This is a genomic window from Streptomyces sp. NPDC007875 (assembly GCF_042868035.1).
Lineage (GTDB): Bacteria > Actinomycetota > Actinomycetes > Streptomycetales > Streptomycetaceae > Streptomyces > Streptomyces antimycoticus.
In genome coordinates this window covers 207948-229555 of the sequence record NZ_JBIADZ010000017.1, presented here as the reverse complement: position 1 = coordinate 229555, position 21608 = coordinate 207948, and the positions used below count along the sequence as shown (strand labels likewise).

The following is a 21608-nucleotide window of genomic DNA, read 5'->3' as shown; positions in this document are numbered from 1 at the left end:
GCCCAGCCGCGGCACCCGCACCGCACCCGACCGCACCACCAACTGCTCCTCGCCCCGAACCAGCAGCCCGGGAAGAACACCATCAACGCCGTCCAAGTCATCGGTGTCCACCAACACCAGACGCCCAGGGTTCTCCGACTGCGCGGACCGCACCAGACCCCATACCGCCGCCCCCGCCAAATCCCTCACACCAACGCCGTCACCCACGTCGACAGCGCCCCGGGTCACCACCACCAACCGCTCACCCGCACGGTCCTCATCCACCAACCACCCCTGCACCCGCTCCAAGACCTCAAGCACACGCCCGTACGCCTCACTCACCACATCCACACCATGGGAGACCACCCGCATCACCTCTGTCCGCGGCGTGGCCTCACCCCCCGCCACGACGGCCCCGGGCGCGTCCACCCACTCGACCCGGAACAGCGCCTCCCGCGCCGCCCCACCCGCCGCTTTCAGCTGATCCGCATCAACCGGACGCAACACCAGCGACTCGACCGACGCCACCACACGCCCGGACTCATCGCCCACCAGCACCGACACCGCATCCGACCCGGCACCCGCCGACGCCAGCCGTACCCGCAGCGATGTCGCACCCACCGCCTCCAGGGCGAACCCGCGCCACGAGAACGGCAGCCGACTGCCCGAACCACCCGTCAGGCTCTCGCTCACACCCATCGCGTGCAACGCCGCGTCGAACAGCGCCGGGTGCAAACCGAACTGACCCGCCCGGTCCCGCTCCCCGTCCGGGAGCTCGACCTCCGCGAACACCTCCCCGTCACGCCGCCACGCACGCTTCAGCCCCTGGAAGACCGGCCCGTACTCCAACCCGTACTCCGCGGCCCGCACATACTCACCCGACACATCGACCGGCTCGGCCCCCGCCGGAGGCCACACACCGAAGTCGAACTGTGTGCCGGAGGCGGGCGCGGCCGACCCGACCACACCATGGGCATGCCGCACCCATGCGGCGCCCTCGCCCTCCGCTTCCTCCCGCGAGAACACACTCACCTCACGGAAGCCGGAAGCATCCGCCTCCCCCACCTCGACCTGAAGGTGTACGCCACCCTTCTCGGGCACGATCAGCGGTGCTTCCAGGACCAGTTCCTCGACGCGACCGGCCCCGACCTGGTCGCCGGCCCTTACCACCAACTCGACGAAGGCCGTTCCCGGCAGCAACATCACCCCGTGTACGGCGTGATCCGCCAGCCACCCGTGCGTGGCCAACGACAGCCGCCCGCTCAGCAGCACCCCGCCGCCACTCGCCAACGACACCACCGCACCCAGCAACGGATGCCCCAGCGAGCCCAACCCCACCGAACCCACATCGCCCACGCCCGCGGGAGCGTCGAGCCAGAAGCGCTCGTGCTGGAAGGCGTAGGTCGGCAGTTCCACGCGGCGGGCGCCGTGTCCTTCGAACACCTTCCGCCAGTCAACCCTCGCTCCGCTGACATGCAGTTCGGCGGCGGAGGTCAGGAACCGCTCCGGACCACCCTCATCACGCCGCAGAGTCCCCAGGACCACCGCCCGCGCCTCAGCGGCCTCCACCGTCTGCTGCACCGGCAGGGTCAGCACCGGATGCGGGCTCACCTCGATGAACACGGTGTGGCCCTCATCGAGCAGCGTGCGAGTCGTGGACTCCAACTCGACCGTCTGCCGCAGATTCCGGTACCAGTACTCCGCGTCCAGCCCAGCGGTGTCCACCAGCTCACCGGAGACCGTCGAGTAGAACGGCACCTGCGAGGAACGCGGCGCGATATCCGCCAGGACCTTCAGCAGCTCCTCGCGGATCCCCTCCACATGCGCCGAGTGCGAGGCATAGTCCACCGGAACCCGGCGGACCCGCACCTCCTCACCCTCAAACTCCGCGACCATCTCATCCAGCGCGCCCGGATCACCGGACACCACAACCGACCCCGGGCCATTCACCGCCGCAACCGAGATCGCGCCACCCCACCGGGCGAGACGCTCCTTGACCTGGTCGACCGGCAGCCCGACCGACACCATGCCACCACGACCGGCCAGACCCACAGCGATCGCCTGCGACCGCAACGCCACCACCTTCGCGGCATCCTCCAGCGACAGCGCACCCGCCACACACGCCGCAGCAATCTCACCCTGGCTATGACCCATCACCGCATCCGGCTCCACACCCACCGAACGCCACAACTTCGCCAGCGACACCATCACCGCGAACAGCACCGGCTGAACCACATCCACCCGGTCGAAACCAGGAGCGCCCCCGGCACCGCGCAGCACATCCGTCAGCGACCAGTCCACATGAGCCGACAGCGCCGCCTCACACTCACCGATCGCCACCGCGAACACCGGCGAGGACTCCAGCAGCCCCACCGCCATACCCGCCCACTGCGCACCCTGACCCGGGAACACAAACACCGAACGACCAGGTGTTTCGGCGTCCTTTCCCCAGACCACACCGGGGAGCTTCGCGCCCTCGGCCACCGCCTCCAGGCGCTCGAGGAGCTCCTCACGGCTGGTCCCGGTCACCACCGCGCGCTGCTCGAAGGCAAACCTGGTCGTCGCCAGCGAGAGCGCCACATCGGCGGGGCCCAGCTCCGGGCGCTCGGCCACGAACTCCCGCAGCCGCCCGGCCTGAACCCGCAACGCGGTGTCGGTCTTGCCCGACACCACCCACGCCACCGGACCCGCGACGCCACCGTCAGCAGGCTCCTCGGCAGCCTCCGCCTCGGTCTCGACCTCCGGGGCCTGCTCCAGGATCACATGCGCGTTGGTCCCGCTCACGCCGAACGAGGACACACCTACCCTGCGCGGCTCCCCGGTCTCCGGCCACGGCCTCGCCTCGGTCAACAGCTCGACCTGGCCCTCGGACCAGTCCACATGGCTCGACGGAGCGTCGACATGCAGCGTCTTCGGCAGGACGCCGTGCCGCATCGCCATCACCATCTTGATGACGCCGGCCACACCGGCGGCGGCCTGCGTATGACCGAGGTTCGACTTCAGCGAGCCCAGCCACAACGGCCGGCCCTCGGGCCGGTCCTGTCCATACGTCGCCAGCAGCGCCTGCGCCTCGATCGGGTCGCCCAGCGTCGTACCCGTACCGTGCGCCTCGACCACGTCGATCTGGCTGGGTGTCAGCTCGCAGTTTTCCAGGGCCTGTCGGATCACGCGGCGCTGTGACGGGCCGTTGGGGGCCGTCAGCCCGTTGCTCGCGCCGTCCTGGTTCACGGCGGAGCCGCGTACCACCGCGAGTATCTGGTGCCCGTTGCGCCGCGCGTCGGACAGCCGCTCCACCAGCAGCACACCGATGCCCTCGGACCATGTGGTGCCGTCGGCTCCGTCGGCGAACGCCTTGCACCGGCCGTCGGCGGCCAGTCCGCGCTGCCGGCTGAAGGTGACGAAGCCCTTGGGGCTCACCATGACCGTCGCACCGCCGACCAGCGCCATGGAGCACTCGCCCTGACGCAGCGCCTGCGCCGCCAGGTGCAGGGCGACCAGCGCCGATGAGCAGGCGGTGTCCACGGTCAGCGCGGGACCTTCGAAGCCGAAGGTGTAGGAGACACGGCCCGAGGCGATGCTGGTGGTGGCGCCGTTGTGGAGGTACGGCTCGATCTCGTCCGGTATCTGCGCGGCCTCGGATGCGTAAGTGGTATGCATGGCACCGGTGAAGACGCCCGTCTGGCTGCCACGCAGTGACGCGGGGTCGATGCCCGCCCGTTCGAACACCTCCCAGGAGGTCTCCAGCAGCAGCCGCTGCTGGGGGTCCATGGCGAGGGCCTCGCGGGGTGAGATGCCGAAAAACGCGGAGTCGAATTGGTCCGCGTCGTGGAGGAAGCCGCCTTCGCGTACGTAACTGGTGCCCGGACGCTCCGGGTCCGGATCGTAGATCCCTTCCACGTCCCAGCCGCGGTTTGTCGGGAAGGGCGAGATCGCATCCGCTCCATCGGCGACCAGACGCCACAGTGCCTCGGGGGAATTCACTCCACCCGGAAATCGGCAGGCCATACCGATGATGGCAAGGGGCTCGGTTGCCGAACTGATCAGCTGGCGGTTCTGACGCTTGAGCCGCTCGATTTCCTTGAACGACTTGCGCAGCGCTTCAACGGCTTTGTTCTGGTTGGATGCAGCAGGCATCGGAAACTCCACACTTAACGCGTCGTTCGCTGGAGAGCGCAACGGCCCTGAGATTTTTCAAAACACGCCTTGCCAGACGGACACCGGCCACACTAGCCCCGCACCCGTAAGGGAAACCCTAGAAACCCGCGCAAGCTCGGTTAACGCTCCCGGGCATGTTCGCGGGATTTGATTTCACCAATGTTTCACCGGCCGTGTGTCGCGTGCCACCGTGCGTTCTCCGCCGCTGTTCGCGCTCCGGTTCGACCCGCCGTTTTCACGCGCCAGGGTCTTCTTCGATGCGGATCGCACCGGTTGGGCAACGGGATACGACCTCGCGCAGGGTGTCCAGCCGTCCGGTGCCGGGCTGTGCTTCGAGCAGAACGACGGTGCCGTCCTCGTCGCTCTGGTCGAACAGGTCAGGCGCGATCAGCGCGCACTGGCCCGCCGCACAGCACACCTCACGGTCGGCGGTGATCCTCATCGGGTCTCAGTCCTACCTTGTTGTTCGGGATGATGAGCCGGCCACTCGCAAAGTGGCCGGCTCAGGAATCCGGGCTCGTTCAGTCGTCCCAGGTGACGGGAAGCGACCTGGGGCCGTAGTGCACGAAGTCATCACGCATGGGGATCTCATCGGCCGGCACCGTCAGCCGCAGCGTGGGGAACCTGTCGAACAGGGCCTCGTAGCCGACGCGCAGGATCGTGCGGGCGAGGTGCTGACCGAGACACTGGTGCACACCGTGGCCGAGCGCCAGGTGCCCGTGGTCCGTACGGCCGATGTCGAGCTGGTCAGGGTTGTTGTAGCGCTCGGGGTCCCGGTTGACGGCGGGGAGGGCGACGGTGACCACTTCGCCCTTCTTGATGGCCTGGCCGGCGAACTCGACATCTTCGAGCGCCCACCGGCTGGCCCCGAGGTGGGAGATGGTGAGGAAGCGGAGGAGCTCCTCGACGGCACCCGCCATGAGCTCCGGGTCCTCACGGAGCTTGGCCAGCTGATCGGGGTGCTCGAGCAGGGTGAAGACGCCCATGGCCAGCATGTTGCCCGTGGTGTCGAAAGCCCCGGTGATCAGCGTGGCGGCCATGCCCATGAGCTCCTGCTCGTTGAGCTGCCCGCCGCGGATCAGGTCACCGAGGAGGTCGTCCCGGGGATCGTCCATCCTGGTCGGCACGAAGCGGGAGAGGAATCCACTCATCCCGGACACGGCGGCGAGCGCCTCGGGGACGGTGCAGGAGAGGCGTCCGAGTGTCTCCACGTGCCGCTGGAGGGTCTTCCGCTCCGATTCGGGGACGCCGATCATCTCGCACATCACCCGGGAGGGAACGGATTCGGTGAATACCTCGACCAGATCGGCACCCGGCCCGGCCTTTTCCAGATCGTCGAGTTGTTCGTGCACGATTCGCTCGATCATGGGGGCGAGCTGACGCGTACGACGGACCGTGAAAAAGCCGGTGACCAGCTTGCGATACTGGCTGTGGATCGGGTCGTCCGTCTTCGCGAAGGCGCCGGGGTCGGCCGGGCGGCCGTCGTACTGCAGTTCCGTCGGGACGGGAGAGATTATCCCTTCCTGGCGCGCGCTGAAGCTTTTATGGGTGAGGAGTTCCTTCGCTTCGGCGTGACGCGTGATGAGCCACCCGGGCGACCCATCGGGGTAACTCATGCGCGTTATCCGCTCCTGCTCGCGCAGGGGGGTGTAGCCGTCCGGAGGATCGAAGGGGCAGCTCCGCTGGGTGGGCATTGACACAGTGGGGTGCGGGGCGTCGACCAAGACTCCTCCATCGATTTCACATCCATGTATCGAGGTCGTCGGCGGCTACACCGGCTGGCTCGATGTCGATGCTAGCTTCGCCGTCGACCCGACAGCGCGCCGAAAGGCCCCCGCAGACAACGTCTGCAAATTTCCTTAGACAAAGGCGGAAGTTGTTGACCCCGTCCGGGTCGGTGAACTCACCGCGCCGGCCGCCACGTCTGAGCGTGCGGCCCGACCACCCTCTACCCCTCTTCCCCGGGTGTGCTCGGTCCAACCCCAACCGCCCCGGGTCGAATGTCGGCCATCCCGCCTAAGGCGATTGTCTTAATAAGACGACCGCCTTACGGTGATCACAGGTCCCCGACACCGGAGGAGTCCCCCCATGACGGAAGCCATCCCCGACTACCCTTTTGAGCAGCCGAATGTGCTGGAGCCCCCGCGGGAGTGGGCCGAGACGCGGGCCACGTGCCCCGTGGCACACGTACGGATGCCCAGTGGGGACGTGGTCGGCCTGCTGACCGGGTACGAGGAGGTCCGTGGGCTGCTGACCGACCCGCGATTCAGCCGCAATCTGGACCGCAAGGGCGCCGCCCGCATGTCGACCACCGAGGACGGCGGGATGTTCAGCCGGCCCTCCCAGGGTGACGCGGACATCAAGGAGGGTCCGGGGCACCGGAGGTGGCGGCGGCTGCTCAGCCGCGCGTTCACGGTGAAGAAGATGGAAGGGTGGCGCCCGCGTATCCAGGAGATGGCGGATGAGTTGGTGGACGCCATGGTGGCCAAGGGGTCACCCGCGGATCTCCGCGCGGCGGTGGCACTCCCCCTTCCCGTGCGGGTCATCTGCGCCCTGCTGGGCGCGCCGAGCGAGGACCAGGACAAGTTCGCGCGCTGGTCGGAAACGCTGCTGACGTTGACGCGTTATACCCAGGCCGAAGTGGACGAGGCGCAGGCGGAGTTCCGCGCCTACGCGTCGGACCTCGTGGCGCGCAAGCGGGCGCGGCCGGGTGATGACCTGCTCAGTGAGCTGACCCAGATCTCCGACAGCGAGGACGGCCGGCTCAGCCACGACGAACTCATCGCCACGGCGGTCGGTCTCCTGCTCGCAGGGCACGAGACCACCTCGAACATGATCCTCAAGATGACGGCGATGCTGCTGTCGGAACGGGAGCGCTACGAAACCCTGCTCGCCGATCCCGGGCTGGTGCCGGGAGTGGTGGAGGAGGCCCTGCGGCTGGACGCCCTCGGCGGGGTGGGCATCCCCCGGTTCATCACCGAGGACACGGAGGTCAACGGGGTGCCGGTCGGCGCCGGGAGCACCTTGTTCGTCAATCTGCACGCGGCCAACCGGGACGAGCGCAAGTTCCCCGACCCCGACCGGTTCGATCCGCGCCGGGAGAACAGCGCCCAGCACGTCGCCTTCGGTGCCGGACCGCATTTCTGCGTCGGTCAGACGCTGGCCCGGGTGGAGCTCCAGGTGTGCCTGGCCACCTTCGTCAGGTGCCTGCCCGGGCTGCGGCTGCGGGACGCCCCGCACGACCTCCGGGTGCGCGAGGGGGTCTCGGCGGGCGGGTTCGAGGATCTGTGGGTCACCTGGTGACGGCCGACAGCGCGCTGAGCGAGGGCGCCGTGCGTACGGCCGGGGCATGCCTGACCGGTGCCGTTAGCCTGACGGCATGACTCCTCCGGGCCCGGTTGCCCCGCCCTCTCCGCGCTCCGCGCTCGCGCGGGACAAGCTGATGCGCACCGCCGAACGGCTCTACGCCGAGCGCGGATTCGCGAACGTCTCGGTCCGGCAGATCAGCGAGGCGGCCGGCCAGCGCAACAACTCAGCGGTGCAGTACCACTTCGAGAGCCGGGACGGGCTCATCGAGACGATTCTGTCGAGCCACACCCGCCTCGTCGAGAAACACCGCATCGTGAGGGTGGAGGCGCTGCGCGAGCGGGAGACCGTGTCCCTGGAGGAGCACTACAGCTGCCTGATCCTGCCGAACGTCGAGAACCACATCGAAGCGGGCACTCCCACGTGGTGTGCCCGCTTTCTCGCGCAGGCGCTCGTCGAGCCCGCGCTGCGCGACTACGTCCTTCAGGACCATCTGGACACTCCGTCGCTGCGCCTGCTGGACGAGATAGGTGCCATCCGCCGGGACGGCATCCGCCCCGAACTCCTCGCCCGGCACGGCACCATGGTGCGCCAGCTCTCCGTGCACGCCTTCGCCGAGCTGGAGTACGACCTGGCGAACGGGCGCATCGACCCCGCCACGGCGGAGGAATCCTGGCGGGTGCTCGGCCAGGATCTGATCAAGGCGCTGTGCGGACTCACCACCGGCCTGCTCGGCCCCCGGTGACGGCGGGGCTTTCCCCCAGGCCCTTGGAGACGCCGTGAAAACACGGGGGTGACGGCCTCGTCACGCCCGTGCTGCCACCCTTCGTGCGGGAGTGTCAGCGGGACGCCACGTTCCTGTCGGCACCGACATGCGTGGGAGGTTCCGTCCGATGCCACCGCCGAAGGCTCTCGCGCAGCGGCCCCGGGTGTCGAAGACGGTGCCTGTGCCCACACAGGATCGGCCGGAAGTACACGGCCCCGCACGGCCCCAGTTCCCTCCGTCCAACGCGGCGGTGACGGCCGCCTTGTCCGGTGGACGCGGACCGGCGGCGCTGCCACCATCCTCCGCCCGGTTGCCGCCTGCCGGGCAGGACATGGTCGGCAATGGCGCGGTCGCGGCGGCTCGCCGTACCGAGCCCGGCCCTCGGCAGCCGCCCACAGCCGAACCGGCGCCACCGGTGGAGGTGGCGGAGGCGACTCCCGCGGCCGCCGTCTCAGGCGCCGCGCCGGAGACGAAGGCACGGCCCGGCCCGGGCGCGGATCCGAAGTTCGCGACGCTGAAGAAGGACGTACGGCGCAAGAAGCGCTCGGTCGCGAGCTCGCACCCACCCCCGAGGACGGAGGCCGGGGCCGCGCAGGAGGCCGCCCGGCCGCCCAAGGACGACGAAGAGGCACAGGGCAAGACCGCCAACGCCGAGAAGATGAACGAGGCCAAGCCGAAGGACTTCGACAAGGACGCGTTCATCAGGGCGGTCGAGAAGGCGATCGCCGAGAAGGCACCGAAGAACCTCGACGAGGCCGACAAGTTCGCTGACTCCGGCAAGGCCGATGAGGTCCGCGCGGAGGTGCACGGCAAGGTCGGCGACGGCAAGGCGGACTCGGCTGAACAGATCGCCACCACGACCGCCGCGCCACCGGACACCTCGGCGGCCGTGCCCAAGAAGGTCGTACCGCTGACGCCGGACCGGCCTCCCGGGGCCCCGGGCACGCCGAATCCGGCGCACGCCGTACCGGACAAGCTGCCACCGTCGGCCACCGATATGTCCGCGGGCCCCGCCAAGCTCAAGCAACGGATGGCGGGCGCGCAGGTCACCGAGGCACAGTTGCAGAAGTCCAACGAGCCCACGTTCAAGAAGGCGCTGGACGAGAAGAAGGCCGCCGAGCGCCACTCCGAGGCGGCTCCCGGCCGGATGCGGGGGCACGAGAAGAAGGAGCTGAACGCGGCCACCGCGACGGCGCGGCGGCTGGGCGCGGCGGCCATGGGCTCGATGGGCGCCCAGCGGGCGCGGACCGGGCAGCAGGTCGGTGCCGGCAAGTCCGGTGCCAAGGGGCGGGACGAAGAGAAGCGGGCGCAGGTCACGACGCTTCTGCAAGGGGTCTTCGACACGATGAAGAAGGACGTCGAGGCGATCCTCGACGGCCTCGACAAGCTGGTCGACGACCAGTTCGGCAGGGGTGAGAAGGCAGCGCGGGACGCGTTCACCGCCGAGCACCAGCGGAAGATGGACGAGTACAAGGACCGCCGGTACTCGGGTGTGACGGGCAAACTGCGCTGGGTGCGGGACAAGTTCGCCGGGCTGCCCGCCGAAGCCGACAAGATCTTCGAGGAGGCCCGCGACAATTACGTCCGCCGGATGCGGCAGGTGATCTCGGACGTCGCCGACACCATCGGCGCGGAGCTGAACCGGGCCAAGCACCGTATCGCGCAGGGCCGGGCCGAGTTGCAGACCGCGGTCCGCAAACTCCCGGCCGACCTGCGGGCCATCGGGCAGCAGGCGGCCGCCGAATTCGCCGACAAGTTCGACGAACTCACCCAGTCCGTGGACGACAAGGGCACCCAGCTCGTCGACACGCTGGCTACCAAGTACACCGACGCGCTCAAGTCCGTCGACGACGAGATCGACGCGGAGAAGGAGAAGAACAAGGGCCTGGTGGCCAAGGCCGTGGACGCGGTCAAGTCCGTGATCAACACCATCCTGGAGCTGAAGCGGCTGCTGCTGTCGGTCCTCGCCAAGGCCGCGTCGGCGGTCATGCTGATCCTCAAGGACCCGATCGGCTTCCTGCGCAACCTGGTCTCGGCCGTCGGAGCCGGCCTGCGGCAGTTCCTGCGGAACATCGGCCGCCATCTGCAGCAGGGCATCCTGTCCTGGCTGCTCGGCAAGACGGCCGAGGCGGGCATCGAACTGCCGTCGAAGTTCGACACCCAGGGCGTCCTGAAGATGCTCGGCTCCCTGCTCGGGCTGACCTGGCAGTCCATCCGCGCCCGGATCGTCCGCAAGGTCCCGAAGATGGAACCGGCGGTCTCGGCGGCCGAGACCGCGGTGCCGCTGGTCGCGGAGGTCCGCAAGCGAGGCGTCGCCGGGATGTGGCACGACCTCAAGGCGCGCGTGGGCGATCTGCGCAAGGACCTGCTGGACAAGGTCATCGCCTATGTCACGCCGACGATCGTCGTCGCCGGGATCATGTGGGTGATCTCGCTGCTCAACCCCGCGTCCGCGTTCGTCCGCGCGGTGAAGCTGATCATCGACATCGTGCGGTTCATCGTCACCCAGGCCCGCCAGATCTTCGAGTTCGTGAACGCCGTGCTCGACGCGGTCATCGCGATCGCCAGAGGCGGCAGCGGCGGCGTCCCGAGCCTGATCGAACAGGCCCTGGCCCGCTCGATCCCGGTCCTGCTGGGCGTGCTCGCGGCGATCCTGGGCGTGGGCGGGATCGCCTCCCGCGTCAAGGGGATCGTCCAGGCGATGTCCAAGCCGGTGGGGCGGGCGGTGGACTGGGTGATCGACAAGATCGTGGGCCTGGTGAAGAAGCTGTGGGCCAAGATCAAGTCGAGGTTCGACAAGAAGAAGCCCAAACCGGGACCGAAGCGCCGGCCGGACCGGAAGCGGCCGGGCAGCCCGCGCCGGCGGAAGCGTCCGGACCAGCGGCGCCGTCCCGACCGGCGGCGGCCGAAGCGCAGGGGCGACCCGAAGAAGAGTCGGCCGGACAAGCGATCCGAGAAGGACATGCTGCGGGCTCTGGACGCCGCCGTACGCGAAGCGACGGGCCTGCTCAATGCGGAAGGCGCCACGGAGGAGTCGATCCGCGAAGGGCTCCCGGCCATCAAGAGGCGCCACCGCCTCACCCGGATCGACCTGAAGAAGAAGGGTTCCGACACCTACGCCGTGTTGGTGGCCATCAACCCCTCGAAGAGCACCTCGTACAAGGAGCTCTTCCCGTACCGGATCGACCGGGCGCAGGGGAAGTTCCCCATCAAGCGCCACCCGCACGCGGTCGTGCAGCTCCAGCCGATCGACCAGCCCATCGAGGGGAACGACCGCTGGCTCGGCTTCGTCGTCAACATGGCCGCCATCCCCGCCGAGATCACGAAGAACCCCACGGTCGCGATCCGCTACCTGGACAAGGCGTGGCAGGGCACGGGGGCCCTGCACGCCCAGGACATGGCGGCGGCGCGGACCGCCGTCGTCATCGGCATCAACTCCTTCGAGCGGCTCAACCCGCAGGAGGGCGACGCCATCGCGGGCGCCATCAACAGCGTCGGCCGCAAGCCCGAACTCCTGATGGCGGTGTTCGGCTTCGTCTGGACCCCCAGGTGGGTCAAGGGCAAGCGCAATCGCAAGGTCGGCATCGAGGAGGTACGCGCGGCCTACCAGCAGCTCGAAGGCTCCAACAAGCGGCGGGCCGAGGCCAACGAGAAGGGTCTGCGCGACAAGGGCGCGCTCCCCTACGGCATCTTCCGCGACGAGGTGATCCGCTCCGAGTACACCAAGTCGGCGGTGAACATCCTCAAGGACGTGAACCAGCAGGTCCACATCGTGAGCCAGGACGCCGATACCGGCGTCGCCGCCATCAGCGGCGTGGGGGTCCTCAGAGCGTACGAGAAGGTGCTCACCGAGATGGGGGCTCATCCGCTGCTCACGATCGGCGGCTATCACTTCGACGACTTCGACTGGGGCAGAAAGGCCGACCGCCGCGCGAAGCAGCTGACGCGGCTGGCCAACGAACTGGACCGGGCCATTCGGGTCGGCATCGCCAAGAAGTATCCGCAGATGCTCTACCCGACGGAGCCGAACCTGCTCATCAAGGCGTGGGACGGTCAGGAGGGCCGCGTCAGCGGGATCTTCCAGGACGCCCGGGGCCTCGCCCTGCTGGAGGTCCAGGGCCTGCTCTTCGGCGCACGCGGCGCCGAGGGCCGGGCGATGCGCAACGCGCTCATGAAGGCATTCGGCACCGACTTCTCCGTGGCGTACGCGCCCGACGCGAGCACCGGCACGAGCCCGCTCCCCGGCGACGAGGCCCGGGGCCTCACCGTCACCCCGCTTGCCGTCCGCCGGGCCGCCCAGGGCAGGATGCGCGTGCGCGGCGGCGAGGAGACGCTGCGCACCGCGCACCGGATGTACGCGCTCATCATCCAGTCGCAGTCGAACGCCAGCGCCCGTACCCTGGCCAGGGAGTTCACCCGCGCCACCCCGGGACTGGACGAGACGGCCCAGCGCCTGATGCAGAACAAGATTTTCTCCTATGTCGAGGACACCGCCATGCTCATGGCCGACAACCCGAGCCTGACCGGCAGAAGCCCCGCCGTCAGAGCGCTCAAGAAGCGGCTCGACGCCGATGTCGAGGCCCTGAACAGGCTCCAGGCGGTGAGCGAGGACCCCGCGGTCAAGCAGGCCGTCGACACGGCGCATGAGACGACCCAGGAGATCATCTCGGCGATGACCGCTCCCCAGCTCGCCAAGGTCTGGAAGAACATCAGCCTGGCCTTGGACGCCGTCACGAAGAAGCCGTCCGAAGGCAGGGGCCGCCGAGGAGACCGGCGATGACCTCGGACGCCGTCGACCGGCTGCGCGCCGAAGCGGCACGCGACGACTACGCGTCGATGGCCCGCCTGGCGCGAGCGCTGTACGGGACGGGGCTCGGCCCGCGCGAGGTGCTGCGCGAGTGCTACGGCGTCGCGTTCCCCGAAGAGGTCTTCGTCATCGCGGAAGGGGGGCTGTGGCGGCTGCATCTGCTGGCGCTCTTCACCAACCAGCCCTGGCAGCTGGCCGTACCGCCCGACCGGGGCGGCGGCCCGGCGGCCGAGCCCGACGGCCTGATCGGCACCGAACTGCGGCTCCTGGCCGGGGACCTCGACCTGATGCCGCTCGTCCGCGTGCCCGCCGCCGATCCCGGCAGGGAGGACCGGATCGTCTGCTACCGGCTCAGCGAGCTGCGGGCCGGCCGCTCAACGGTCTTCCGCCTCTTCGAGTCCTCCGCCGCCGAGTCCGCCCTGGCCTGCGGTACCTCCCTGCTGGAGATCCTGCACGCCGAGCACACCGCGTCCGTCCGCCGGTTGGAGAAGGAACTCCGCTCCCCGTCGAACTGGGGCGCCGGTTCGGTGGACGACGACGAGGTGGACCGGGCGTACGCCTCCCTGGAGCGCGTCGAGGAGTTGCAGCGGCAGGTCACCGAGCGCCTCGCCGAGGGTCAGGGGGACGCGGGGGGCTGAGCGGCCTTCGGCTTCAGTACCACCACCGTGCCCGCCACCGGGGGCACGACAGGACTCGTCCGGGCCGCCGCGCCCGCCACCGCCGCGTTGCCCAGCTGGTCCTGCCCAGCGAGCAGACGTTCGACGACGGTCGGCGGTTTCGCCGCGGGCGGGGCGGGGGCCGCGGCCGGGACCTGGTGGGTGGCCACTGCCGTCTCCTGGGGGCGGGCCGGTGGGACCGGGGCCACCAGGCGGTGGAGGGAGAGCGGGGGTTCGGTGGGCAGCATCGGCTTCACCCCGGGGTTCCGTCGTCGAGCAGATGGGCGTGCGGGCCCAGTTCGGCCGGGCGGAGCAGGCGGGCCTCGCGTTGGAACTGGCGTGCCACACCACGTACGACATGGCGCATGGCAATCGTATCGCCGCTTCCGTCCGCCGCCGCCAGTGCCGCCGTGCGGGCCGCCGCGGCGATGGCGGCGCCCGTCATGTCCAGGCGAGCCAGGGCCTCCAGGTCCACGTCGGGCGCGAGCGGGGCCTCCTCGGGGAAGGCGAGGCGCCACAGTCTGCGGCGTTCGGCGGCGGCCGGGCGGGGGAAGTGGACGACGAAGTGGAAGCGCCGGGTGAAGGCCGGGTCGATGTTGTCCTTCAGGTTGCTGGTCAGGATGACCAGGCCGTCGCTGGCCTCCAGGCGTTGCAGCAGATAGCCGACTTCCAGATTGGCGTAGCGGTCGGTGCCGTGCTTCACCTCGCCGCGCTTGCCGAACAGGGCGTCGGCCTCGTCGAAGAGCAGTACGGCGTGGCTCTCCTCGGCCTGCCGGAACGCGATCTCCATGTTCTTCTCCGTCTCCCCCACCCATTTGGAGACGACCTGGGCGAGATCCACCTTGAGCAGTTCCAGGCCGAGCATGCCGGTGACGATCTCGGCGGACATGGTCTTGCCGGTTCCGGGCTCCCCGGTGAAGAGCGCCTTGACCCCGCCGTGCCCCGAGCGGCGGGCGAACCCCCAGCTCTCGGCGATCCGGGGCCAGGCGCGGAAGGCCGACGCGATCTCCAGGATCTGGCGGAACTGGACATCGGGCAGGACCAGGTCGCCGACGGTGCGCCGGGGCGTGAGCGCGTGGACGGCGCTGCCGCTGCGGCCGCGGGTGACGGTGGCGATGGCGGGCTCGACATGGTCGGCGACCGGCTCCGGGTGTCCGTTGCCGGCCAGGCGTGCCCCGGCGTCCGCGACCGAGGCGACGGCGCGCAGTTCGCCGCCGCTCATCCGGTAGCGGACGGCGAGGTCTTCGAGGAGGGTTCCGTTAAGGTCCGGGAGCGCTGCCGACCACATCGCCCGGCGTTCGGTATACCCCGGTACGGGCACGGTGAGTTCGGCGTACCCGCGCGCGGCGAGCAGGCCCGCCGGGCGCCAGGGCTTCAGACCGGTCAGGCACACCGGCACGCGCGAGCGCAGCAGCGCGGCGGACACCGCGTCGGCGGCGGGCCGGTGCGCCTCGCCGTGCAGGTCGTCGGTGGGGATCCACAGCACGGCGCCCAGCACGGCGGCCGTCCGCAGATCGGCCTCGGGGTCGGCGGTCAGGGTACGCAGCGGCGCCCCGGCGGCCCGGGCCAGCGCCTGTACGGCGTCGAGCTGGCCGTCGGGCGGGCAGCCCCACAGCCCGGCCAGGTCGAGGTCGCCGGAGCCCAGCGCCCGGCCCAGCCGGATGAGCCGGTCCGAGGAGAGGTACGGGGACAGCACGCGGGGCTCCGGCGGTGCGACCTCGCCGGGGTCGTGGCCGAGCAGTCCCACGTCGCCGCCCCAGCCCAGCAGGAAGTCCAGCACCCCGGGGCCGGGGACCAGTTCCTGGGCGAGTTCGACGGCGGCCTCGCCGTGCGCGCGCAGCAGCCCGTACCGGCGCAGCGGCCCGGCCGGGCCGAGGGAGCGGCGCAGGGCGAGGCGGGCCGCGGCGGTGTCCGCGCCCACGGCCACCAGCAGTTCCACGCTCGGCAGCCGCCGGTTCAGGTTGTCCACGACGTAGGCGTAGATCCGCTCATAGCCGCGGTCCAGTTCGGGCGCGGCGGCCAGGAGCAGGGCGTCCTGCTCGGCCCGGGTCAGGCCGAACCGGGTGGCGAGGGCGTCCAGCGGCAGGGTCGTGCCCTCGGCGGACGCGCGCCGCCTCAGGTCCCGTTCGGCTTCCGGCTCCGGCTGCCGGGGGGCGTACGGCTCGGCCATGGCGTCGGTAAAGGCGTGCACTTCGCCGAGCAGCACGTCGACCTGTTCGTCGGTCACGCAGTACGGGGTGAGGTCGGGCCTGGTGAGCCGGGCGGCGAGCCCAGCCTGGCGCTCGACGGCGGCCCTGAGCACCCGGTGCAGGCCCGCCAGCCGGATCCGCAGATGCTCCAGCGCTGGTTCACCCATGGGCCTCACCCGGCCGAGAAGGTCAGGGTCCGGCCTCCCAGCCAGGCCACGTCGGGCACATCGGCGAGCAGCCCGCCGCGCAGGAGGTCCGCGTGGCGCCGTCCCATCGGGACGCGCACCCGGACGGCCGCGGCCTCGAACCGCACCGTGGCCTCCAGATCGGCGAAGCGGTCCAGGGCCAGGAGCGGATCCGGTGCCTCGCGCTCGCGCCAGAGCGTCCAGGCGATCGTGGACAGGCCGAGCGCGGCGGCCAGGGTGACGGTGCGCTCCAGACCGCCGTCCTGGGCGAGCGGCACCGACCGGCGCTCGGTGACCAGGGCGGTCACCAGGTCCGCGCACCGCCGGGCGTGGGCGGGCAGTTCCGCGGCGAGGCGCATGTCCGGTGCGGCGCCCGGCGCGCTCCACAGCGGCGTGCGCCAGGGCAGCCGCGCCACCGGGTCGCCGCGCAGCGGCCGTACGCCGGTGAGGAACGGCACGCCCGCGGAGACGAGGTCGCGCAGGGTGCCCGGGGGCAGGGGCCCGTCGCAGAGCAGCACGGGCGGCCGCCCGCAGGACCGCCAGTGCGGCAGCAGCCCGGCGGCCTCCGCGACCCAGGCGATTGGGAACATGCCGTGGGCGTCGATCAGCAGCAGCCCATCGTCGGCCTCCGTGAGCAGCAGCGGGTCGGCGGGGTCGTGGCCGCGGCATACGGACAGCGCCAGGACGCCGTCGAGGACCGGGAGCGCGGGGCGCGCCTGGCGGGCGAAGGCAGTCAGCCGCTCTTCGTCGAGGGGTGGGGAGAGACCGGCGAAGGCGGCCGCGGCCTCGCTGTCCCGTTCAGCACGCCGCCAGCCCCGTGCGGTGGCGCCCAGCACCTTGTACGCCAGGGCCGCCGCGAACAGCGGTGCGTCCTGCACCAGTTCGACGCCGGACAGGGCGGGCCCGATCGCGTCGAGGTACCCGATGCGGGCCAGTGGCCCGGCGAGCAGGAAGGGCAGGGCGGACCAGACCTGCACCTCGCCGGTGGTGCGCACCCCGGCGGCGGTGCTCGACCCGGCGGAGGTACCACTCACCGCGCCGGTGCCGCCCGCCGCGCCGGACGCCTCCTCGGCGCCCGGGTCGTACGGTCCGGCCGGGGGCCGGGCCGGCCGTACCGCCTCCTCGCGGTCCGCCGGCGCCAGGAAGTCGGCGAGCAGCCGCGGGAGGTCCGCCGCGTCGGCGCCCGCGACCGCCGCGCGCAGCCGCTCGGGCAGCGGCTCGGCGGGCCCGGGGCGGGCGGCCTCGCCGTGCGGGCCGGCGGGCGGAGGGTCTGCCGCGACAGCGCGCCCGACGAGTTCGGCGAGCAGCCGTGCGGCCGCCGTGTCGTCGACGCCGAGCAGGGCGAGCAGATACGCCCGTACCGACGCGTCCGGCAACAGGGCGAGCAGCGCGTCCAGTTCGCCGCGCTCGGCGAGTTCGGCGAAGAGCGCGGCGGGACTCGGGGCGGTCCACGGATCCGGCGCCACCGCGAAGGATTCCTCGAAGGACACGGCGTCGGCGGCGGGCGCCTCGACGGGGACCTCCACCATCGGCACCGGCGCGAAGTGGACCTCGACGGGCCGCCCGCCGCCCGCCGGCCGGCCGGACCAGCCGTGACGGCCCGGCCGGACGGTGACGGTCAGCGGTTCGGTGATCTCCACGTCCGGCCCGTCGGCCGCCAGCCGCTCGGCGAAGTGGTCCGCCAGCAACTCCGGCAGGGCCTCGACCACCTGGCGGACCAGGCCGCGCGGCTCGGGCCCCCAGCTCCACCCACCGCGCCGGACCACCGTCACGGTGCACCGGTGCACCGTGATCTCGCCGGGCTCACCGTCGTCGCCGACCTCGCCGGTCCCGCCGACGGCCGGCGCGGTGGGCGCGCTCACGTCACCTTCACCTTCCCCAGGTGGCCCGCCCAGCCGGTGGCGAGCACCAGCACACCGTGCACGCTGCCCGCCACGAGGGTCACCGGCAGTTTCACCTGGGTCTGCTGGGCGGGGATCTCCCCGGCCAGCACATGGGTGTCCTGCTCGTCGGAGACCAGGGCGACCACGGGGGTGGAGCGGGCCACGGCGACCTTCACGGTGACGGTGAGCCCGTCCGTAGCGAGCGCGATGCCCTCGGTCCACGACGCGAGCCGCACCAGCGCCGGTTTGGGTTTGCCCTCGGGCGTCACCTCGACCCCGAAGGCCAACGGCTCGGCGAGGGCGGCCGGTTCGTCGTCCACGGCCGCCACGGCGAGGTCCCGGGCGCTCAGCGGAAGGGCCGCGACGCGGCCTCCGTCCAGGGATACGCGCAACGGCAGCGCGCGGCCGACGAGTGCGGCCACCTCGTCCGGGGCACCGGTGCCGGTCAGGGCCAGCGCGCCCACGACGTGGCCGGTGTCGACGGCGTACACCACGGAAAGCGCCATCGTCAGCCACCTCCGTTCGTCGGCGCGACCGTCGCCAGGACGAGGAAGTCGACCGCACCGGGCTGTTCGACGACCTCGGCCGCGGCCTTCAGGGGGTCGTACAGACGCACCCGGCAGCGGACCCGCCGGTCTGCGTCCACGCTGGCCTCCACCGGGCTGTACAGCGTCGTGTCCCCGAGGGGCGGTGTGCGCGGGGTGAGATGGACATGAATCACGACCCGGCCGTCGGCGACCTGTTCCGGGGTGATGCCGGACGGCAGCGGCAGCAGCATTCCGTCGGTGGCGGTCCCGGAGGTCACCAGCGTGCTGCCGGCCGGCATCCGGCCGCTGAAGCTGCCCTCGATCGTCAGGTTGCCGTTGGCCGCCAGGGTCATCAGCGGAGCGACCGCGCCGCCCTGGTAGAGGCCGAAGACCAGGGTGGGCTGGTCGCCGCCGGACAGGACGAGGGCGGGCTTGCCCTCCTCGGCCTCCGGGCCGGTCCGCAGGGTCAGCGCGCCCGACCGGGCCGCGACGGTGTCCGCGCGCACTCCGGCGAACCGCGCAGCGACGCCGCGTGCCGTGGTCTCGACGCCGCTGAAGTGGCCGTCCGCCCAGTGGACATAGCCCAGCAGGACGAGCCAGCGGGCGGGCGGATCGGCCGGTGGGGCGCCGATCGCGGGCGGCTGCTGCTCCGCGGCCAGCCGCTCGTCGCCGAGGCGCCCGAAGAGGATCTGGTACGACTCCTCCACCCGGGTCTTCGCGGTGCTCCCGGAGCAGGAGACCGGACCGGGGAGCTGGGCCGGTTCCCGGTCGGCCGCGGTGAGGAAGACCGGGTAGGGCTCGTCCGTCGGCTGGTCCGCGCCGTTGACCTCGTCGAAGTCGCTCTCGCGCAGCACGACCGGCTCGGTGAGGACCACTTCGCGGCCCGTCCCGTCGACGGCGATCCCGGCCGAGACGCTCACCTCGACATGGCGGACGCCCGTCAGCGGGTCGGTACGGGGCTCGGTGGCGAGGCCGAGCCCTTCGACGATGCCCCACTCGTGCAGATGCCGCGCGTGCCGCGCGGCCCCGGCGCGGGCGTACTCCACGGTGGCCGACAGGTCCGCGGCGGCCAGCACGTGGCCCTCGTGGAAGGCGGGGCGCATCGGGCCCGTCATGGCGTCTCACCCGGCTTCCGGGTGCGGGGCGAGCGGCTTCGCTTGGCCGGGGGCCTGGCGGGTTCGGCCCCCTTCTCCGGCCCCTGGCCAGGTTGGTCGGGCTGATCCGGCTGGTCCGGTCCCTGGTCCGCCGCTCGGTCCGATGTGCCTTCGAGGTCCGCGAGGCGGGGCCCGAGCCGTTCCGGCACCTGCTCCTCCAGGTGGGTCATCTGCGTACGGGCGCTGCCCAGTTGGGCGCGCAGCCCCTCCACGGCGGCGGTGAGGTCCGAGACCTGGGTCCTGAGCCGGGCGAGCTCCTGCATGCTGTCGGTGACTTCACTGGGGGTCGTGTAGACCTGTTCGTGCAGCGCTTTGGGTGGTGTCTCGCCGGGTGCGGGGGTCAGCAGCAGGGACAGCATCTCCTCCAGGTCCCCGGTGCGCGGCCAGTCGCCGAGCAGGTCGTCCGCGTACGGGCGCGCCACCGGGCCCTCGGACGGGAGCGTCGGCTTCTGGTGGTGCGGCACGGGCAGGCAGCACACGCGCTCGGCGAGTTCCCGCAGCCGGTAGAGCTTGGGCAGCCACTCGCCGTACGCCGATCCGCCCGGCAGCACCTGCTCCCGGGTGGCCGAGCAGACCCGTACGACATCGCAGCCGTCCAACTCCAGGCGCGCGAGCAGGACGTCGGTGTCGGTGCAGTCGCCGCACGGCGGGTTGAGCGTGGCGCATGCCGCGTCGGTCAGGAACCGGCGCAGCGCGGTGCCCAGGGCCGCGGCCGCCTCCGCGATCTGCTGCACCTCGGCGACGGTCGCCTTCTCGGTGCTGTCCGGCGGCGGGGGCGGCAGCAGCGGGGGTACGTCGGCGGCGGCGACGTCCGTGCGCAGCGCGCAGTCGGCGAGGTCGGCGGCCTGGTCCAGCCGGCACAGCAGCCACTCCCGGATCAGGCCGAGGTCCGCGCGGAACTCCACCCGCAGCGCATGGGCGAGCGGCATGCCCTGGGCCAGCATGCGTACTTCCAGCGGCGCGTCCGGGTCGCCCCGCTCCGGTACGACGCGGGCCGCGGCCTCGGTGACGACGGCGTGGGCGATCGTGCGGCGCAGCGGGTCCGGCCACGAGGCTTCCATGTCGGCGCCCCTGAGCCGCTCGCAGGCCGTGCCCAGGACGCCGCGGGCCTCGCGCACGGTGGCGAGGTCCGGATAGTCCCTCCCGAGCTGCTGCTGCCCGGCCGGGTCGTAGGTGTCGTACCGGGCGATGGCGGCGGCCAGCGCGCGGACGTGCTCGGTCATCTCGCGGGCCGTCGGCGGGGAGGGCGGGCCCTCCCCGCCCGCGTTCTCGCGCAGCCAGCCGAGGGCGGTGGCGTACCGCCCCGCGTCGGCGGCGTCGAAGCGGAAGGCCCGGCCCGTGGCGAGCGACGCGACGGTCAGGGCATCGGTGTAGTGGCCGAGCCGCCGGTCGCGGGTGCGGGCCCGGTCGGCCCGTGCGAGGTCGCCGAGGCTCATGAGGAGCCGGGTGCCGGGGTTGTGGCGGTGGTCCTCGAAGTCGTCGCACTTGACGACGAATTGGAACCCCTCCTGGATTCTGGAGGGCACGCATCCCGGTGACGGACAGGGCTCCTCCGTGGCGTACGGGGCCACCGGCTCGACGGGCAGCTCCCGGTAGCGCACGTAGAGCCCGTAACGGCGCCCGCCCTCATCGGCGTTGTCGGCGCAGTTTTCCCCACAGTCCACACCGAGCGCGCTGATGCGCCGCTCCCGCACCAGTGCCTGGACGTCGACCCGCTCGGTGCAGGGCACCACGATGTCGTTTCCGGCGCAGTCCAGCGCGTGTCCGGGGTGCACCGCCACGGTTCCGCCGCCGCACGGGTCGCAGGTGACGCCGAGGCCGCAGATGACGCCCGGCCCGTACAGGGAACGATTGTGCAGTCTGGTCTTCGCCGTCGTGTACTCGACCAGCAGGCTGAGATCGTCCTCGGTCAGCAGTTGCCCTGCGAAGAAGCGAGGACGTACGAAGGCGGAGGTCCGGGTGGCGTCGCCACCGCAGCCGCATCCGCAGTCTGTTCGCATG

At 71.3% G+C, this 21608-nt stretch carries 13 protein-coding genes; 4 read left to right on the top strand and 9 right to left on the bottom strand.

Annotated elements, in window-relative coordinates:
- The 3 genes from ACFYOY_RS30970 to ACFYOY_RS30960 all read right to left on the bottom strand — a co-directional run.
- A partial coding sequence (locus ACFYOY_RS30970) for a type I polyketide synthase (RefSeq protein ID WP_388590798.1) occupies window positions 1-4113 on the bottom strand: 4113 nt, incomplete at its 3' end.
- Window positions 4114-4369: 256 nt separating this feature from the next.
- The gene (locus ACFYOY_RS30965) at window positions 4370-4576 is read right to left on the bottom strand and encodes a (4Fe-4S)-binding protein (RefSeq protein WP_351892796.1); all 207 of its coding nucleotides are present in this window, start codon (window positions 4574-4576) and stop codon (window positions 4370-4372) included.
- A gap of 79 nt (window positions 4577-4655) precedes the next feature.
- On the bottom strand, window positions 4656-5750 hold the full coding sequence (locus tag ACFYOY_RS30960; protein WP_388590795.1) for a cytochrome P450: 1095 nt from the start codon (window positions 5748-5750) through the stop codon (window positions 4656-4658).
- Window positions 5751-6222: 472 nt separating this feature from the next.
- Here ACFYOY_RS30960 and ACFYOY_RS30955 point away from each other — a divergent pair, with 472 nt between their 5' ends.
- From ACFYOY_RS30955 to ACFYOY_RS30940, 4 genes are all read left to right on the top strand, one after another.
- Window positions 6223-7437 carry a cytochrome P450 gene (locus ACFYOY_RS30955; protein ID WP_351892825.1) on the top strand — a complete coding sequence of 405 codons (1215 nt, stop codon included), beginning with the start codon at window positions 6223-6225 and terminating at the stop codon, window positions 7435-7437.
- 76 nt (window positions 7438-7513) lie between these two features.
- Window positions 7514-8185, top strand: a complete 672-nt coding sequence (locus ACFYOY_RS30950; RefSeq protein ID WP_351892828.1) for a helix-turn-helix domain-containing protein — start codon at window positions 7514-7516, stop codon at window positions 8183-8185.
- Window positions 8186-8456: 271 nt separating this feature from the next.
- A complete protein-coding gene (locus ACFYOY_RS30945; RefSeq protein ID WP_388590792.1) occupies window positions 8457-12986 on the top strand; it encodes a hypothetical protein in 4530 nt (1509 codons plus the stop codon).
- Complete coding sequence (locus tag ACFYOY_RS30940; protein WP_351892834.1) at window positions 12983-13651, top strand: hypothetical protein; 669 nt, start codon at window positions 12983-12985, stop codon at window positions 13649-13651. Before ACFYOY_RS30945 ends, ACFYOY_RS30940 begins: the two co-directional genes overlap by 4 nt.
- Here ACFYOY_RS30940 and ACFYOY_RS30935 read toward each other — a convergent pair.
- From ACFYOY_RS30935 to ACFYOY_RS30910, 6 genes are read right to left on the bottom strand one after another with little or no spacing between them, the layout of a single operon-like run.
- The gene (locus tag ACFYOY_RS30935) at window positions 13630-13917 is read right to left on the bottom strand and encodes a hypothetical protein (RefSeq protein WP_351892837.1); all 288 of its coding nucleotides are present in this window, start codon (window positions 13915-13917) and stop codon (window positions 13630-13632) included. The genes ACFYOY_RS30940 and ACFYOY_RS30935 overlap by 22 nt on opposite strands.
- 5 nt (window positions 13918-13922) lie before the next feature.
- Entirely contained in the window at window positions 13923-16025 is a 2103-nt protein-coding gene (locus ACFYOY_RS30930) for an ATP-binding protein (RefSeq protein ID WP_388590790.1), read from the bottom strand.
- Between the two features lie 5 nt (window positions 16026-16030).
- Window positions 16031-17905, bottom strand: coding sequence for a hypothetical protein (locus tag ACFYOY_RS30925; protein WP_388590788.1), 1875 nt, complete (start codon window positions 17903-17905; stop codon window positions 16031-16033).
- Window positions 17902-18432 carry a hypothetical protein gene (locus tag ACFYOY_RS30920; RefSeq protein ID WP_351892856.1) on the bottom strand — a complete coding sequence of 177 codons (531 nt, stop codon included), beginning with the start codon at window positions 18430-18432 and terminating at the stop codon, window positions 17902-17904. Before ACFYOY_RS30920 ends, ACFYOY_RS30925 begins: the two co-directional genes overlap by 4 nt.
- Window positions 18433-18434: 2 nt before the next feature.
- Window positions 18435-19568 carry a hypothetical protein gene (locus ACFYOY_RS30915; RefSeq protein WP_388590786.1) on the bottom strand — a complete coding sequence of 378 codons (1134 nt, stop codon included), beginning with the start codon at window positions 19566-19568 and terminating at the stop codon, window positions 18435-18437.
- A complete protein-coding gene (locus tag ACFYOY_RS30910) occupies window positions 19565-21607 on the bottom strand; it encodes a hypothetical protein (protein ID WP_388590784.1) in 2043 nt (680 codons plus the stop codon). The genes ACFYOY_RS30915 and ACFYOY_RS30910 overlap by 4 nt, the downstream gene beginning before the upstream one ends.
- Between the last annotated feature and the right edge of the window lies 1 nt (window position 21608).

Excerpts from the sequence above, each read along its gene's own strand:
- ACFYOY_RS30940 (WP_351892834.1), top strand. The coding sequence starts at position 12,983 with ATGACCTCGGACGCCGTCGACCGGCTGCGCGCCGAAGCGGCACGCGAC.
- ACFYOY_RS30950 (WP_351892828.1), top strand. The coding sequence starts at position 7,514 with ATGACTCCTCCGGGCCCGGTTGCCCCGCCCTCTCCGCGCTCCGCGCTC.
- ACFYOY_RS30920 (WP_351892856.1), bottom strand. The coding sequence starts at position 18,432 with ATGGCGCTTTCCGTGGTGTACGCCGTCGACACCGGCCACGTCGTGGGC.
- ACFYOY_RS30930 (WP_388590790.1), bottom strand. The coding sequence starts at position 16,025 with ATGGGTGAACCAGCGCTGGAGCATCTGCGGATCCGGCTGGCGGGCCTG.
- ACFYOY_RS30910 (WP_388590784.1), bottom strand. The coding sequence starts at position 21,607 with ATGCGAACAGACTGCGGATGCGGCTGCGGTGGCGACGCCACCCGGACC.
- ACFYOY_RS30955 (WP_351892825.1), top strand. The coding sequence starts at position 6,223 with ATGACGGAAGCCATCCCCGACTACCCTTTTGAGCAGCCGAATGTGCTG.
- ACFYOY_RS30935 (WP_351892837.1), bottom strand. The coding sequence starts at position 13,917 with ATGCTGCCCACCGAACCCCCGCTCTCCCTCCACCGCCTGGTGGCCCCG.
- ACFYOY_RS30915 (WP_388590786.1), bottom strand. The coding sequence starts at position 19,568 with ATGACGGGCCCGATGCGCCCCGCCTTCCACGAGGGCCACGTGCTGGCC.
- ACFYOY_RS30965 (WP_351892796.1), bottom strand. The coding sequence starts at position 4,576 with ATGAGGATCACCGCCGACCGTGAGGTGTGCTGTGCGGCGGGCCAGTGC.
- ACFYOY_RS30960 (WP_388590795.1), bottom strand. The coding sequence starts at position 5,750 with ATGAGTTACCCCGATGGGTCGCCCGGGTGGCTCATCACGCGTCACGCC.